This is a genomic window from Glycomyces sp. YM15, from assembly GCF_016918015.1.
GTDB lineage: Bacteria > Actinomycetota > Actinomycetes > Mycobacteriales > Micromonosporaceae > Glycomyces.
Genome location: NZ_JAERMK010000048.1, coordinates 1 through 13,625, shown reverse-complemented (window position 1 = coordinate 13,625; position 13,625 = coordinate 1). Strand labels below are relative to the sequence as shown.

Sequence of the window (13,625 nt, the reverse complement as noted above, 5' to 3'; positions counted from 1 at the left end):
ATGGTCGACAACAAGTCGACTACAACCCGCCCCGGCATTTGCGATCGTGGGTAAGCCACGACAAGATTGACCTAACGCCGAAACGGCGAGACACGTTATCCCACAACACAACAGGGTTACACGGGGAACAAAAACGGCCCGTCCGCGCTGGCAAGCAATACGGACGGACCCGCAACCGAAATTGCAACCGCGATCCTACGGGAGGCACCCCCCATGATCAACTGGACGTACTTCACGATCCCCCTCACCACCGGCAGCGTCATTGAAGCGCACGCCCTTCACTGCCACTTGGCAGACCTAAGCACTACAGCGCTCGCCGCCCGCGACTACGCCGACGTTGAGACGCAAATGGCCGCGCTGGCAACCGAACACGCCGACCTCGCCGAACGGCTCAGCGGCACCCGCCCGACCATCACCGTCCAACAGAGCCGGTGCATGCAAGGCATGGGCCGCCAATGCCCGGACGCCGCCGAGAACGATGCCGTTCGCGCCGCCGCGATCCGCGCCGCCGTCGCCGCGCTCGGCGGCGACGAAACCCGAGACGGCCACATCGGCGACCTCGGCCCGTACGCGACCTATCGCGGCCTCGCGGCCGCCGTCGTCGACGCGATCGCCGACCGGTTCACGCTCACGGCCCGCGCTGGCAGCACCACCTGAACCCGTGCGGGGCGACGGCCGATTCCCCCGCCGCCCCGCACACACGCCGCGCCACATGGAACGGAACACCGCATGACCGCAACTGTCCTCCCCGCACCAGACAGCGACACCCACACGATCCTCGTCGGCTACACGCTCCGGCGCGCCATCGAACTTGACGCCGCACTCGTCCGCCTCTACCGGACCGGCCACACCTGGGGCGAGCCTTGCGTCATGGACGCCGCCGACCGGTTCCGCGACACCCGCATGCACCTCGCCGCGCTCACCGGACACGACCGGTTGCGCCGCACCTGGCGGGAAGAGATCCGCACCCTCGCACTGCACCACCTGTGCGGCATCCTCACCACACCCGAAATTGCCGCGCTGGCCGCACACATGCTGCACCCCGGTCCGCCCGGACGTATCGTCTTCGCCCGAGGCAAACCGCCGAAGATCGTCCGCGACTTCAACCGGACGTTCAACTGGGCCATGGCGAGCGGCACGATCGTGCTCGCCCTGAACGCCGATCCGCGCTGACCGCCGCTACTCCCCCGCCGGGCCCGGCTCCCGGCGGGGGCTCACGCCACTCCCCACGTTCACTGCGTGAACCGCAGCCTTCCGCACGCCAGCCGCTCACGCCGTGACCCGCCAACAACCAACCGCCGCGACCCAGCATTCAGCACACGCAATCCGAGCCCGTCGAGTTTCCCGCGGGAAACACCCCTGCCACCGCAGCAAGGAGCACCACACGATGTACAACGGCCGCACCATGCGCGTCACCGCCGACTGCCCCACCTGCCAAACGCACGTTCTCATCACCGGCACCGTCCGATACGACCCGGACGGCACCGCCGCCGCCCACGGCGTCTGTGCCTGCGGAACCGCGGTCACCCGACCCGTACTCGGCGGGCACCTTCCGATCACGCCCGTTTGCGGCACTTGCAAGCCCGAACCGGGGCCGCGCCCGGGCCCCGGCCGTCGCATGGCCGAACCGTCCGCGTTCGCGCTCGCGCTTCCCTGCCATCCTGAGGACAACTTGTCGCCGTTCGACATGTCGGCCGCCGTCCGTGACGTCGCGCTGCTCCTGGCCGACGATGCCACCGCGGCCGCGGCGAACGCCGAGGAGTTCGCCGCACTCGCGAAGACGATCGTCGAGACCGTCTTCCCGCGAGCTGCCGCCACGGCCTTCCACGCCGCCGAGGCGTACTTCATCGAGCACCGCAAGACGCCCTACATGGCTTGGGGCCACGACGCCTCCAAACTCGCACGCGACTGGGCGTGGGAGTACGAAGCCACCCTGCCCGAACACAGCGACGACTGACGACCGCTGCGACCCGCCCGCGCTGGCCGTCGACACGAGGTCCGGTAACGCCTTCCGGACCTCGCCGCCCCTCCCGACACCACTACCGACAGGACCACCATGACCGAAACACCTCGCGTCACCTTCCGCATCGACGCCGCCCTCTGGACCGCGTACTGGGAGTCGGCTGCAAGCGCCGGCCACGACCCGGCGGCGCTCCTAGCGGCGATCCTCACCGCCTGGAGCACAGGGACACCACTCCCACGCCGTCCCGACGACCGTCCTGCGGTCGCCTGGGGCCGCTCGAAAACTGCAGGCATCGCCGCCGACACCGCCTGGTGGGTCGAGCTCGCAGCGATCGGCACGGGCGCTGGCTACACGCGCGCTGACCTCATCGACCGGGCCTGCCGATGGTGGCTCAACCTCGACACGCTGCCGCCGACACCGACGCTGTGACGTGGCCGAAAGTTCACCGCGTGAACTTTCCGGAGTCGCGAGATTGACAGATCGACTGGTGTATCTGCGACGAGGGCGAGCGTTCAATGAAGACCTGCGGTCTCAGGACCACGGCGCCGCCGGCGTTCAAACGCAGAACGGGGTGCCTCCCGCAGGAGACACCCCACCGATGGACTGGGCGCCGTTCGCACCCCTACCCTGGCAGCCAGGAACACCGATCGAGCCGGTGCCCACAGTGCCCGCTTCAGCCATCCATCACAGCCCTTGGGCGTCTTCCACTGTACTGCCGGGGCGTTCGAATTCGGTGACAGCCACTCCGATGGCGAGACACAAGCGGCCCGGCACTTGTTCACGCGGTGAACGGTGCTGCGCCTCCGCCCGTGTCACCGTTGGACTTCCGCTGTGTCGTCGCTGTGGTCAACCCGGAACCGGTCATTGGTAATGACGGCAACGATCCACCCGTCGCTCGCTGGCAGGTCCGGCACCGGGCAGGTGAACCCTTCCGTTGCCGCCATGGTCCAAGCTCCCTTCACGGCCTTGACCATCAGCTGGGCGTCGGTGCCGCTGGTGAGCTCGGGATGGTCGGGGCAAGCTTCGATGCTGGCGGCATCCATGTGTGCGCATGTCGACGCTATTGCTGTCACGCAGAGGTATTCGGCGTTGTCGTGAGACAGGTTCGTCGATGCGAACTCTCCCGGTTCCAGCTGCTGTGCCCATGCGTCGGTGTCGAGTTTGAAGGCGACGCAGTACGTCTGGTGCTCGGCAAGGATCATGGGATCACGGTATTGGGTTCGCTTCGACTCCGAGGAGCAGCACGCGGGTGCTGCGCTGACGTCGGTTCTCGACGACGTTGTCGCACCAGGTATCTCATGACCTGCAGTGCGACAGATCTAATGAGAATCTGCGTCAACTGTGATGGCAACTGCGCCAACTTAAATGACAACCGACACGTCGCCAGACCGCCGGAGTGGTCCGCTCAGCGCCTTCGGTTGATGGGCCTCGGTCTGGAAAGTTCACGCGGTGAACTTTCGCGGCCGCGCATGAGGCCACTTGCCTTCCTCGCTGAAAGATGTCAGACTGAAGCGGACATCTTTTCAGGGGGCAGCATGGCTGACGACGACTTCCACATCTCGCTCGACGAACTCCGCGCCAAGTTCACCGCACCTTCAGCGGAAACCATCAGTGCCTTTTGGTCTCCCCACGCGGCTGCCGAAGACGCCTCGGGGCCAGATTCGTACCCTGCTCAGGTGGAGGGCGTCGGCGCAGGATGGGTATTCGTCGACGTTGAACACGACCGGCTGTGGCTCGGTTTCTTCGACAACGAGAACCCCACCGTCCAGGCGCAGAACCGGCTGTTTCGCATCGACCCCGACGCGGACGTTGACGAGTCCGCAGCGATCCGGGCGCTGTTCCCTGACGTGGTCGTGAGCCATGACGTGTTCGACGTGCCGACGCTTATGCTGGTCCGCAGCCTCAGCAAGCGAGAGACCGCGAACCTGCTCGACCAGCTTGACCTTGACGCCGCCGGCAAGCTCCGCATGGACCTTGATTTGCCTTCGTCGTTCGATGCGGCTTTCCTGCCGTACTTCATCCAGCACGGGTGGACGCCGCAGGATCTCGAGGACGTCGCGTGGAGCGTTACGTCCGACGAGGACGCCGCGGCGCTGGCCGCGCACCCGCGGCAATGGTGGCGCGAGCGCGGGTGGCTGCCCTTCGGGTTCGATGTCCACGGTGACGTGCATCCGCCGGCGAGGCATCTTCCTGACCTCATTGTCGCTGGTGTTCGCCCCGAAGTAGCTATTGCAGCGTTCGGCGCTGGCATGGAGGACCTTGCCGCAATCGCGGCGCTGCGGCCTCCCGTCATCCCGGGGGAGGCGACCCGAGTCGTCATCTCCGATCATGACGGACGCATGGGCACGCTGACGCGATGGAGTACGGCCTTCACTGACGCACAGTCGGCTCAGGCGGCTCTCGATGAACATCCGCAGTGGTGGCTGATGACGATCGCTGCGGCAACCGACCCCGGTCTGCATGTCTTCCATGCGGACCGGAGGTGGACAGCATGGTCAGACGGACTGCTGACCGGTCCGCTGTATGGCGCCGACGAAGAGTCTGTCGCTGCTCGTTCGACGCTTGTCAATGTCGAGGGACTCATGGCGGAGGTGCTGCGAAGTGAGGGCCGCGACGACCTTGACGGTTCGGCGCTGTGGGTGCAGTGGGCGGATGCGACCGGGTCGGAGACAACGGTGGAGGCTGAGCGTACGGCCACCCGGCAGGTCCAGGTCGCGCCTGATGTCACGGTGGCGGTGGTCGACTCGCTGGTGCGGCACACCATCGTGAAGCCGGGTCGCTCTCGCATCGAAGCGTGGCAGATCCGCACTGACTACGAGACCCGCTACACCATCCCGTTCGTCGGCAGGCAGCGAGGCGCGACGCGTTTCTTCGACAGCGCGGATGCCGCGACTGCCGCTTGGGCGGCGGGGGAGCGGTCGCTTCCTGCGGTCATGACCATCAACGAGATTGCCGAGCATGTCGGTTCCAGTAAGGATGCGTTCGCTCGAGCGTTCCGTCGTGCTTGGGACGCTGCCCCGCTTGGCATGCCGAGGCCGGTGATCGAGACTGAAGATCGGCGCCGGTGGTTCGACCCTGTTCCTGTCCTGGCGTGGGACAAGAGCCGACCTGGACACGGGCCGGGACGAGGCCACCGCCGCCGCCGGTGACCCGGGATCCCGTATCCTTGTCCACAAACTGTGGACATGAAAAGAGGTGATCCTATGCTGCGGAAACGTCCTCCAGAAGTCACCGCGAAAGACGGTCAAGCCGCGTACGTCCGCGTGAAGGAATACCTCGACTACCAGGGACTCGACCTGGAACGGCCGCTGCCGCCGGGGATCGGCGAAGGCTCCGAGTACATTCTCGACCTGGTGACCAAACACCACAAGCTCTGCACACGGGAAGTCTTCGAAGACGCCGTCATCATCGACAAGTGGCTCGAGTACCAAATGTGGACGTACGTCATCGCGCCGCATGAGAAGCGGCGCGCAGCCTTCCTCGATGCCTGCCAATACGGGAAGGACCGCGGCGACGCACCTTCGGTGCTCCGCGAGCGGGAGCGCCTGTCGTACGCGAAGCTCGGAGACCTGTACGGCTTCACCCGAACCGGGATGGAGCAGTACCATCTGCGGTTGCGTGCTTCAGTGGCGCATCAGGTTCGCGACCCGAAACTGGCTCGTACGGAACAACCAAAGAAGCCGAGGCGGCGCCGCGGGTAATCGCACTTCCCCGCAGGGTCGGGCCGCGCCACCAAAGTTCACCGCGTGAACTTTGCGGCCCGGTAGGGCATGCAGCGGAGCCGAGGTCGCTTCGGCCAAAGTTCACCGCGTGAACTTTCGAGTCTCCGCATCGGGTCGCTGCCGTCGGTTCCCGACCGGCAAAGTTCACGCGGTGAACTTTCACCAGCGGGCGGTGCTCGGGATCAGCGTCCGGAATGGAGGCGCAACGTTCACGCGGTGAACTTTCTAGCAGCGCAACAGTACCGAAATGCCGGAAAGATCCCGCGGCATAGAACATCACGCGAGACCTCCACCTCATTAACTCAAAGATTTTGCGTGTCAGGGCTGTGCGAACCTGAACAGCGTCGTTATGCTCGACCGCATGACCACATCACAACAATTTGAGGTACACGCGTGATGGCCACTACTCCCCTTCGCCAGCAGTGGATGCTCCGCAACGGCATCGCCCCCTCGTCCCTCGCCGGGAAGATCTTCACCGTCGCCGCATACAAAGGAGGCGTCGGCAAGACCTTCACCGCGATGGAACTCGCCTACCTCCTCGGCGCCATCCTCATCGACTTCGAGTGGGATGAAGGCAGCGCCTCAATCGCACTCGGATACAACCCCGACGACCGTCAGCGTTCGATCCTCATCGACGCCATCAACGCCGAGCGGACGCCGAAACCCATCTGGGCCGGCGAGCACGAACAGGCCGGGCGACCCGCGCTCATCCCCGGCCATGCCGAGTTCGAAGACCGCCAGCCGTCCGCGGGCGACATGGAGAAACTCATCCGCGCATGGGCTGCCGACCTCGGCAAGCAGTACGGCCGCCCCATCGTCATCGACACGCACCCCGGCGGATCGCCCTCGACGCTCGGTGCGATCGCTGCCGCGAACCTGAACATCGTCCCCACCGTGTTCAAAGAGCGCGAGATGAAAGCGCTCGAAGGCATGTTCAAAGAGATCGGGCACTTCCCGTTCCTCATGGTGCCGAACATGACAACGACCTCTCCCCCAGCCAAGTACCTGACGTGGGCCATCCGCCTGCAGGACACCTACCAGGTGCCGATCTCCGAAGAGTTCATCCGCGACTACCGGTGGCTGTCCACGCGATCACTGCGGATGGTGAACTGCTCCGTCGACCACGCCCCCGTCAAGAAAGCAGCTGAGCTTGTAACTTCACTCAACGCCATCGCCAAGGAGGTCGTCGTCCGTTGTCTGGCAACGCAGTAGAGAAATTGCTCGCAAAGAAAGGCGAGAAGAAAGGTCGGGCCGTTCCGGAGGCCCGCAATCCGAAACCTCCGATGAACCTGCCTGGCACCGGTGGGGCAGCAGCAGAAGTTCACGCGGTGAACGTTCCGGCCGGGCCCGGCATCTATGGTGCGCTGCCGGCGAAGAAGGTCGCACCGAACCCGAGGAACCCACGGCGGATCTTCAGGGGACTCGACGAGCTTGCACTGTCGATCCGCACCGACGGGCAACTGCAGCCGATCACGGTTGTTACCGTCGCGGCCTACCTCAAACTGTTCCCTGAGGACGAAGCGCTTGTCGCTGGCTGCGACTGGGTGTCGTGCATGGGTGCCAGGCGCCTAAACGCGATCCTCCAGGCCCCCGACCTCACCGTGGTGAACGCCGTCATCGATGACAACCTTGCCGAGTCGCGCGTGCGGTTCCAGAAGGCCGCCATCGAGGAGAACCAGAAGCGGTCCGACTTGACCGTCATGGAGGAAGGCCGCGCCTACGTCGAGATCGCCCAATCGGTCGGCCACGGGGGGCAGCAGCTCGTCGTCGAAATGTTCGGGCTGGGGAAGTCGTACGTCTCGCAGCGGATTGGGCTCACCAAACTCATCGACGATCTTCAGGACCTCCTCGACCGGCCCGATCAGAAGGACCTGATGCCGTTGGCAGTAGCGGTCAAGCTGTCGAAGCTCGACCCTGCCGAGCAGGCGCAGATCGCGAAGCCGATCCTGGCGTTGGAGGAGGAGGAGCAGTTCTCCGCCTGGAAGGACTGGGAGCGGGCACGTCGCACACCAGCGCCGCGGCCTGAGCCCGAAACTGCACCGGAGGTGGAGTCGAAAGTTCACACGGTGAACAACGGCGTCATTCCGGAGCAGTCAGCGCCCCAGTCCCGGCCTGAGCACGACGCGGGGGAGGAGCAAGCGGACCCTGTCGACCTTGTCGAGAAGCAGACCGAGCCCGAGGCGAGCGCTTCTGCGCTTGACCCCATCGACTCCGGGCTTGCCGATCCTGACCCGACTGCACCGGAACCCGAAGAGAGCCCGCTTCACGCTCCGCCGCGCCGGGAGCCGACCGTCGACGACGAGCACGACGACGTCGAGGGTGATGCGCCGGAGGCAGTTTCGGACGAGTTCAAAGCAGCGAAAGCGGCGGCGCAGGTGCTGGGCAAGGTGAAGCCTGAGACTGCTTTTGAAGCGCTGACGTCCGAGTGCGACCCCGGGACGCTCGCGAAACTGACCGAGATGCTGTACGACCGCCTCTAGCAATGAGGTGTGAGGAGGGGCCCGAACCAGTTGGTTCGGGCCCCTCCTCTATGCGTCAAAAGTTCACCGCGTGAACTTTCGAGTCCTTCTGAGCTGCGCGCCGCCGGTTCGTTGCGCCACCCGGACAGCGTCAAAGTTCACGCGGTGAACTTTCCGCCCACAGCTTCCGACCGTCCCACACCTTCACAGCCCACCCCGGGTTCGCTTGCCACTCGTCAACGAGCGCCTGGCCCTCAGCGCTGTCGAACTGTGCCGCGGCCAGACCGATGTACTCAGTGGAACTGCCAGGGATCTCGATTTCGAGCCACACGTCTTCGCGCGGGCGTAGTTGCGCACCGGTCGCTTGGCAGTGGGTCCGGCCCCGCGCGTAGACGAGTTCGATGGTGGCTCGGCCTTCCCCGGTCTCATGGTCGATCCGGCCGGTGAACACTTCGGTGAGAGCGTCAGTGAATCCGTTCATGGGGTGTGCCTTTCAAATCGAGTGGGACTGCGCGGCGAGGACGCGGGATCGCCGGGGCGATGTGCTCACGCGGCAGTTTCAGGTTGGGTGCTGGCAGGTGCGCTCGGCCAGGCGATCTCTGCGACATGCTCGATGAGCTCGCCATCGACGAGATAGCAGCGGGTCATGTAGAACTCGTCTTTGAACTCGGTCTGCAGGTGCCCTTCAAAGCGGCGCGGTGCACTGTCGGGTGCTGTGGCGAAGTCGGCGGCAACCTGAGCGAGTGACGCTTCAAAGTCGCGGGCGGGCCACGGCTCTTCGCTTCCGGGCCCCACGTCGGTCACGACCCGCCGCTGCGAAATGAGGCCGTCTGCTGTGATCTGCTCGTCGACGGCAACGGTGAGGGTGACGTCGCCGCACTCGATACTGCGGGCGTCCGAGTCGACGTCGTACTCGAACCGGCGGGCGTCACCGACCTTGCCGGTGCGCTGCATAGCGGCGAGGACTTCGTTCCAGGTCGCGGGCGGGTTGAAACTGATCGACCCTGAGACGTACGTGTTGCTGCCCAAAGGGTGTCCTTTCGATACTGGGCTCGGACCTTGCCGAGTCAGTGGGAAGTGACGGTCGGACTGCCCCCGTCAGTGCAGTCCGACCGTCACGCGAGCTGGCCAGTACTCGCTACCCCGGGGCCGCTTCGGGTCGGACCGTCCGCTGGGATCGCCAGCGCGGTCGTCGACACCGGTCAGCAAGATGCGCCTTGGCGCGGCAGCGTCACCGGTGTCCCCTCGGGATACCTCAATGTTGTCGTGGCATTGACGGGTTGACCAGGGAAAATGCCGCTTCGGTGTTTGGCTGTGGTGCGGTTGTAGTGCTTTCGTTGTGTCTGTTTCACCCCGGCTTGCGGCATTTTGGAAAGGGGGTCCGGTAAAAACTACCGGGGGTCCCCGCCACTGCTACACACCGTGAAATTCCGGTCGCTTCGCTTGCGCGCTCTCGCCCGCTGCCACCGCACGCGAACCTGCCGGCGCCGCGGGCCCGTGCCGAATGCACCGCTCGCCCCAACCGCCGGGACGGGAGCCCGCAAAGCAAACGGCCCGGAGACTCAGACTGAGCCTCCGGGCCGGTGCACGGACGAACGAATGGACAGCGGTCGAGCCTGCCCCTCAACAGACTCGACCGCTCGTGGCAGCAGACGCACCCCTCGCCACCTGCTGCCACGGACACCTTGCGGGAGACCGGACGCCGTCAGCGGGTGTGCCCGCTGTGTTCGCGTCCCGGTTCCCTTGGGATGCTTCAATATTGTCGTGCATTCGCGCAGACTGCCACTCATTTCCGCAGTTCACAGGGTCTGTAGTCGAAGCGTTGTGGACGTTCGCGAAACCATCTTGCCAGCGCAGGGGAGTAGCCAGCACCGCCCGCGGCCATCACCGGATTCGCCAAAGGCGCAGCTCGTACTCGAGCTGCGCCTTCCCCCCGGCACCGGAGCCGGTCAGAACCCGACCGCGGGGCCTTCCGGTTCGGTGAACGTGACCTCAGGACTGGCCGGGACGGCAAGACCGGAGCGCACATACCAGCGCCGGGGCTTCCAGTCGTCCTCCGCCGTGCACTCGAGATACCCGGTGAAGTAGCGCGTGTCGTCGCCTGAGGCGCTGCAGAACTCGCGGGCGACCCGTGCAATGTCCGAGTCGATGTCGTACGCCTTCACTCGTTCACCGCCGGGAATCGGGATGATCGCCGTGATGGTGCGGCGCACGGTTTCCGTACCGTCGTCGGTGAGCGCCCGGCGGGTGTCGACTTCGAGCGCGATTGCGCCCGTGATGATCGTGTCCGGTGTCGAAGGGTCCCAGTAGTACCGGGTGTCGCCGGTCGTGATCTGGCTGGGGTAGGGCCGCGGTTCGCTTGCGGCATCCAGGAACTCATGCCAGGTGATGCCGGGGTTGATGGTGATCCGGCCGGTGATGCGGCTCAACGTGCCCATGGGTTTCCTTCACTGGTTGGATGAATGATGGCGTCGGGAGGCGGCGGGCGCCACGTGGGCTTGTCTGCGTGTACGTCAGCGGGCCGAGTCCCGGAGCTGGACTCGGCCCGCTGCGTGCCGCACCGCCGCGGCCATCGAACGGCGGTGCGGCTGGCGATACCGTCTCGGTCCGGTACCGCCAGCGCGGGTGTGGCACAACGAGGTCACCCGCGAACGTTAAGGAGGTCAGTCGGCGACGGTCATGCGGGCACGTGCTCCGAGAAGGCCCACCCGTCCTGGACGGTGAGCCGTTCGCAGCGGGCCAGGTCGTAGCCGCCTGCCGCGTTCGGTTCGTACCGTTCGACGTGAATGGCACTCGACCAGGAGCGCGTGCGACCGTCCGGGGTCGTGCGATAGTCGGCCACGATCGCGTCAAGCGCGTCGACCAGGCCGACGCCGGGCACGTGGTCTTCTGGCCAGCCGCACACGAACTTGACGCCGTCGTCTCCCAAGTGCAGGGCTAGGTCGCCGACGCGGATGGTGTGCCCGTCCGCGGTGTAATGGAACGTGGTGGCGTCGACGGGCACGTACTCGCCGCTGTCGAGCTTGTCCTGGATTTCAGAGCGGGTGATCTGCGGTTCGATCACGATGCCGTCGAGCATTTTCGCGTGCCCGCGAGTCATTCGCCGCTCCGTTCGTGTGGGGTGCGTTTGCGTGTTCAATGTTGTCGTGCGTTTCGTTGTAGGCCAACGGATAGCGCGGGTTGTAGTCGACTTGTAGTGCCAGGCGGGCCCCTCGCGCAGACGAGTACCAAACCCGGTACCCGAGCGCAGACCGCCGGCGGCCGCGGTCGGCCGCCGGCGCCCGACCGCGGGCGCCGGCGGCAGCCTCGCCGGAGGCTGCCGCGCAGTCATGCACGCCGTTTACGGTCCTCCTCGTATTCACGCAAGATCCGGTCTGCCGGTTCGGTCACCGGTGCCCGGCCGTGTTCGTCCGCCCACGTGCGCACAAGATGCGCCAGGTGATCGGGGTTGATTTCAAGCGCGTCGGCGATCGAGTGGAGCGTCGACCCTGCGGCGCATGCGGCCATGATGCCGGGCGCGAGGTCGGCTGCGAGGGCTTCGCGTTCGCCAGCGCGAGCAGCGGCGGCTTTGGCGTGCTGCCAAGCGGTGGTGGTCATCGGTGGGTTCCTTCCGTTGCGGGGTTGTCAGTGCACGGCGGTTTCGAGGATGGCGTTGGTGACGGCCGCGAGCTGACTGGTCGTGAGGCCGGTTCCGGTGTCGGACTCCCATCCGGTGATGATCGCGGGCCCTTCGATCCTGTCGAACGTGCCGCCGCCGAACCGGTGCCAGAGTGCGGTCCCGAGCGTGTTCGGCGGGTACTGGTCGGGACTGCCTGCGACGGGCCACAAAGCGACGCCTTCCGAGCTGATGTGGAGGGGCCGCAGTTCGGTCACGTACCCGGTGGCAATGCTGAGGTCGTCCAGAGTGAGCGTCGGTCGTTCGGCAACGGGGGCGACGGTGTAGGCGATGCCGGGGCGGGGGTTGACGGTGACAACGGTGCGCAGAGTGTCCATGGTGGTTCGCTTTCTCTCGGGTGGGGATGGAGGCGGGGCCAGCGCGGCGGTTCGCGCTGGCCCGGCCGGTGATGACTAGGACGGGGCGGTACGGGCAATGTGGAGGTCGCCGGGGGAGCCGACGCGGTTGAGGAACCAGTGCGTGAGGCGGCGTACCTGCCCGGGGTTGAGGGGTACGGTCTCGCCTTCCTTGTCGGTACCGGTGGCGACGGCTGAACCTTGGATGTTGACGGTGCCGTCTTCAAAGTTGAGGTCACGCGTGAGGATCACCGCGGCGGGGTTCACTGGATTGCCGGAATACAGGTACTCCTGGTCGTACCAAAGGTCGATGTCCTCTTTCAACGCCGCTTGCGAGAGCAGGCGCGCACCGATGTGAGCGCGCTTGAACTCGTACGTGTCCTCGGGGAGGTCGCAGAAGACAACGCCGACACCTTGAGCGAGCAGCAGCGCGGGGCGGTTCAGGGTGAGGATCACGGTGCCGGTGATGTCGAGCAGGGCCTCGCCGATCGGGTCGCCGTCGAGCGATTCAAACGATTGCAGGTTGTCAAAGGTGCTCATGGGGTCGTGCCTTTCCTGTGGTGGTGCCAGCGTGGCGCAGGCAGTGGGCGGCCCGCCGCCTAGCCGGAAGCGGCGGGCCTGTTGCGGGTTCAGCGGGAGACGGCCTCGCAGATCAGGACGAGCAGGTCCGTTGACTGTGCGGGCGTGAGCCCTTTCGGGTGGCTCTGCTCCTGGGCGGTGAGGACGACCGGGCCGCGAATTGCGGCAGTCCAGGGGCCGTACGCGCCGAGCGCGTCGAGGACGAGGGCTGCGACCGGGTTCGGTGCCAGGTCGGCGGTGTCGCCTGCGGGCGCGTGCCATGCGGCGACGCCGCCGGGAAAGTGGGTGAGGTCGGGCGTGTCGGTGCCCATGCCGATAAGGCGGGCAACGGAGGCGCGCGCCATGTACGGGCCGCCGTCGACGCTCGTGGTCGTGACCGGGAATTGCGGGTTCGGGTTGATGACGTAGACCTGGTGTGCGGTCATCGGAGGGTGCCCTTTCGTTCGAGGGTCTGCCAGCGCGGCGGGTGTGCCGCGCTGGCAGGGAGGAGCGGCGGTCGCGGTGTCGCTAAGCGCCGCAGTCGGGGCCGGTCGCCTGATCGGCGATAGCGGCTTTGAGGTCTGCGACCCGCTTTGCGAGGCGGGCGGCGTGTTCGATGAGGTGTGTCGGGTCGCCGTCGTAGGCGTCGCCGGTGTCGAACAGTGCGTCGCGCACGGCCGCTTCGGCGTCGGCGTGGTCCTCTTGAGCTGCGGCCAGTTCGGCGTGGAGCTGTGCGAGGTCCGGCGTGGTTGCGGTGGCGGTCATTTCTGAGCCTTTCGCATCGCTATTGCAATAACCCTGTTGTGTTGTGTGACATCGTGTCTCGCCGTTTCGGCGTTAGGTCAATCTTGTCGTGGCTTACCCACGATCGCAAATGCCGGGGCGGGTTGTAGTCGACTTGTTGTCGACCAT

General features: G+C 65.9%; 18 protein-coding genes. 8 read left to right on the top strand and 10 right to left on the bottom strand.

What is annotated here, in order from left to right; genetic code table 11:
* Window positions 1–213: 213 nt before the first annotated feature.
* The 4 genes from JHY01_RS25950 (at window position 214) to JHY01_RS25935 (ending at window position 2,392) form a co-directional block, all read left to right on the top strand.
* Window positions 214–657: a hypothetical protein gene (locus JHY01_RS25950; RefSeq protein ID WP_205328634.1), complete on the top strand. Its 444-nt coding sequence runs from the start codon at window positions 214–216 to the stop codon at window positions 655–657.
* Between the two features lie 72 nt (window positions 658–729).
* Complete coding sequence (locus JHY01_RS25945; protein ID WP_205328633.1) at window positions 730–1,173, top strand: hypothetical protein; 444 nt, start codon at window positions 730–732, stop codon at window positions 1,171–1,173.
* Window positions 1,174–1,387: 214 nt separating this feature from the next.
* A complete protein-coding gene (locus JHY01_RS25940; protein WP_205328632.1) occupies window positions 1,388–1,957 on the top strand; it encodes a hypothetical protein in 570 nt (189 codons plus the stop codon).
* A gap of 99 nt (window positions 1,958–2,056) precedes the next feature.
* Window positions 2,057–2,392, top strand: coding sequence for a hypothetical protein (locus JHY01_RS25935; RefSeq protein WP_205328631.1), 336 nt, complete (start codon window positions 2,057–2,059; stop codon window positions 2,390–2,392).
* 383 nt (window positions 2,393–2,775) lie between these two features.
* On the opposite strand, the gene JHY01_RS25930 is transcribed toward JHY01_RS25935, so the two are convergent.
* The gene (locus JHY01_RS25930) at window positions 2,776–3,165 is read right to left on the bottom strand and encodes a hypothetical protein (protein WP_205328630.1); all 390 of its coding nucleotides are present in this window, start codon (window positions 3,163–3,165) and stop codon (window positions 2,776–2,778) included.
* A gap of 333 nt (window positions 3,166–3,498) precedes the next feature.
* On the opposite strand from JHY01_RS25930, the gene JHY01_RS25925 reads away from it, so the two are divergent.
* The 4 genes from JHY01_RS25925 (at window position 3,499) to JHY01_RS25910 (ending at window position 8,165) form a co-directional block, all read left to right on the top strand.
* On the top strand, window positions 3,499–5,112 hold the full coding sequence (locus tag JHY01_RS25925; RefSeq protein ID WP_205328629.1) for a hypothetical protein: 1,614 nt from the start codon (window positions 3,499–3,501) through the stop codon (window positions 5,110–5,112).
* A gap of 30 nt (window positions 5,113–5,142) precedes the next feature.
* Window positions 5,143–5,664, top strand: coding sequence for a hypothetical protein (locus JHY01_RS25920; protein ID WP_205328628.1), 522 nt, complete (start codon window positions 5,143–5,145; stop codon window positions 5,662–5,664).
* Between the two features lie 417 nt (window positions 5,665–6,081).
* Window positions 6,082–6,897: a ParA family protein gene (locus tag JHY01_RS25915; RefSeq protein ID WP_205328627.1), complete on the top strand. Its 816-nt coding sequence runs from the start codon at window positions 6,082–6,084 to the stop codon at window positions 6,895–6,897.
* On the top strand, window positions 6,879–8,165 hold the full coding sequence (locus JHY01_RS25910; RefSeq protein ID WP_205328626.1) for a ParB N-terminal domain-containing protein: 1,287 nt from the start codon (window positions 6,879–6,881) through the stop codon (window positions 8,163–8,165). The genes JHY01_RS25915 and JHY01_RS25910 overlap by 19 nt, the downstream gene beginning before the upstream one ends.
* A gap of 130 nt (window positions 8,166–8,295) precedes the next feature.
* Here the strand turns inward: JHY01_RS25910 and JHY01_RS25905 are convergent, their stop codons facing one another.
* From JHY01_RS25905 to JHY01_RS25865, 9 genes are all read right to left on the bottom strand, one after another.
* On the bottom strand, window positions 8,296–8,625 hold the full coding sequence (locus JHY01_RS25905) for a hypothetical protein (protein WP_205328625.1): 330 nt from the start codon (window positions 8,623–8,625) through the stop codon (window positions 8,296–8,298).
* Between the two features lie 65 nt (window positions 8,626–8,690).
* Window positions 8,691–9,173, bottom strand: a complete 483-nt coding sequence (locus JHY01_RS25900) for a DUF6205 family protein (protein WP_205328624.1) — start codon at window positions 9,171–9,173, stop codon at window positions 8,691–8,693.
* A gap of 920 nt (window positions 9,174–10,093) precedes the next feature.
* Entirely contained in the window at window positions 10,094–10,582 is a 489-nt protein-coding gene (locus tag JHY01_RS25895; RefSeq protein WP_205328623.1) for a DUF6205 family protein, read from the bottom strand.
* Between the two features lie 239 nt (window positions 10,583–10,821).
* Entirely contained in the window at window positions 10,822–11,244 is a 423-nt protein-coding gene (locus JHY01_RS25890; protein WP_205328622.1) for a hypothetical protein, read from the bottom strand.
* A 227-nt stretch (window positions 11,245–11,471) separates the two neighbouring features.
* Window positions 11,472–11,741: a hypothetical protein gene (locus tag JHY01_RS25885; protein WP_205328621.1), complete on the bottom strand. Its 270-nt coding sequence runs from the start codon at window positions 11,739–11,741 to the stop codon at window positions 11,472–11,474.
* A gap of 27 nt (window positions 11,742–11,768) precedes the next feature.
* Window positions 11,769–12,137, bottom strand: a complete 369-nt coding sequence (locus JHY01_RS25880) for a hypothetical protein (protein ID WP_205328620.1) — start codon at window positions 12,135–12,137, stop codon at window positions 11,769–11,771.
* Between the two features lie 75 nt (window positions 12,138–12,212).
* On the bottom strand, window positions 12,213–12,695 hold the full coding sequence (locus JHY01_RS25875) for a DUF3846 domain-containing protein (RefSeq protein WP_205328619.1): 483 nt from the start codon (window positions 12,693–12,695) through the stop codon (window positions 12,213–12,215).
* Window positions 12,696–12,784: 89 nt separating this feature from the next.
* Complete coding sequence (locus JHY01_RS25870) at window positions 12,785–13,159, bottom strand: hypothetical protein (protein WP_205328618.1); 375 nt, start codon at window positions 13,157–13,159, stop codon at window positions 12,785–12,787.
* A gap of 82 nt (window positions 13,160–13,241) precedes the next feature.
* Window positions 13,242–13,478 (bottom strand): hypothetical protein, encoded by a 237-nt coding sequence (locus JHY01_RS25865; RefSeq protein ID WP_205328617.1) that lies wholly within the window; start codon window positions 13,476–13,478, stop codon window positions 13,242–13,244.
* Window positions 13,479–13,625: the final 147 nt, after the last annotated feature.

Excerpts from the sequence above, each read along its gene's own strand:
- JHY01_RS25915 (WP_205328627.1), top strand. The coding sequence starts at position 6,082 with ATGGCCACTACTCCCCTTCGCCAGCAGTGGATGCTCCGCAACGGCATC.
- JHY01_RS25895 (WP_205328623.1), bottom strand. The coding sequence starts at position 10,582 with ATGGGCACGTTGAGCCGCATCACCGGCCGGATCACCATCAACCCCGGC.
- JHY01_RS25875 (WP_205328619.1), bottom strand. The coding sequence starts at position 12,695 with ATGAGCACCTTTGACAACCTGCAATCGTTTGAATCGCTCGACGGCGAC.
- JHY01_RS25930 (WP_205328630.1), bottom strand. The coding sequence starts at position 3,165 with ATGATCCTTGCCGAGCACCAGACGTACTGCGTCGCCTTCAAACTCGAC.
- JHY01_RS25880 (WP_205328620.1), bottom strand. The coding sequence starts at position 12,137 with ATGGACACTCTGCGCACCGTTGTCACCGTCAACCCCCGCCCCGGCATC.
- JHY01_RS25890 (WP_205328622.1), bottom strand. The coding sequence starts at position 11,244 with ATGACTCGCGGGCACGCGAAAATGCTCGACGGCATCGTGATCGAACCG.
- JHY01_RS25945 (WP_205328633.1), top strand. The coding sequence starts at position 730 with ATGACCGCAACTGTCCTCCCCGCACCAGACAGCGACACCCACACGATC.
- JHY01_RS25870 (WP_205328618.1), bottom strand. The coding sequence starts at position 13,159 with ATGACCGCACACCAGGTCTACGTCATCAACCCGAACCCGCAATTCCCG.
- JHY01_RS25940 (WP_205328632.1), top strand. The coding sequence starts at position 1,388 with ATGTACAACGGCCGCACCATGCGCGTCACCGCCGACTGCCCCACCTGC.
- JHY01_RS25935 (WP_205328631.1), top strand. The coding sequence starts at position 2,057 with ATGACCGAAACACCTCGCGTCACCTTCCGCATCGACGCCGCCCTCTGG.
- JHY01_RS25885 (WP_205328621.1), bottom strand. The coding sequence starts at position 11,741 with ATGACCACCACCGCTTGGCAGCACGCCAAAGCCGCCGCTGCTCGCGCT.
- JHY01_RS25865 (WP_205328617.1), bottom strand. The coding sequence starts at position 13,478 with ATGACCGCCACCGCAACCACGCCGGACCTCGCACAGCTCCACGCCGAA.
- JHY01_RS25925 (WP_205328629.1), top strand. The coding sequence starts at position 3,499 with ATGGCTGACGACGACTTCCACATCTCGCTCGACGAACTCCGCGCCAAG.
- JHY01_RS25950 (WP_205328634.1), top strand. The coding sequence starts at position 214 with ATGATCAACTGGACGTACTTCACGATCCCCCTCACCACCGGCAGCGTC.
- JHY01_RS25905 (WP_205328625.1), bottom strand. The coding sequence starts at position 8,625 with ATGAACGGATTCACTGACGCTCTCACCGAAGTGTTCACCGGCCGGATC.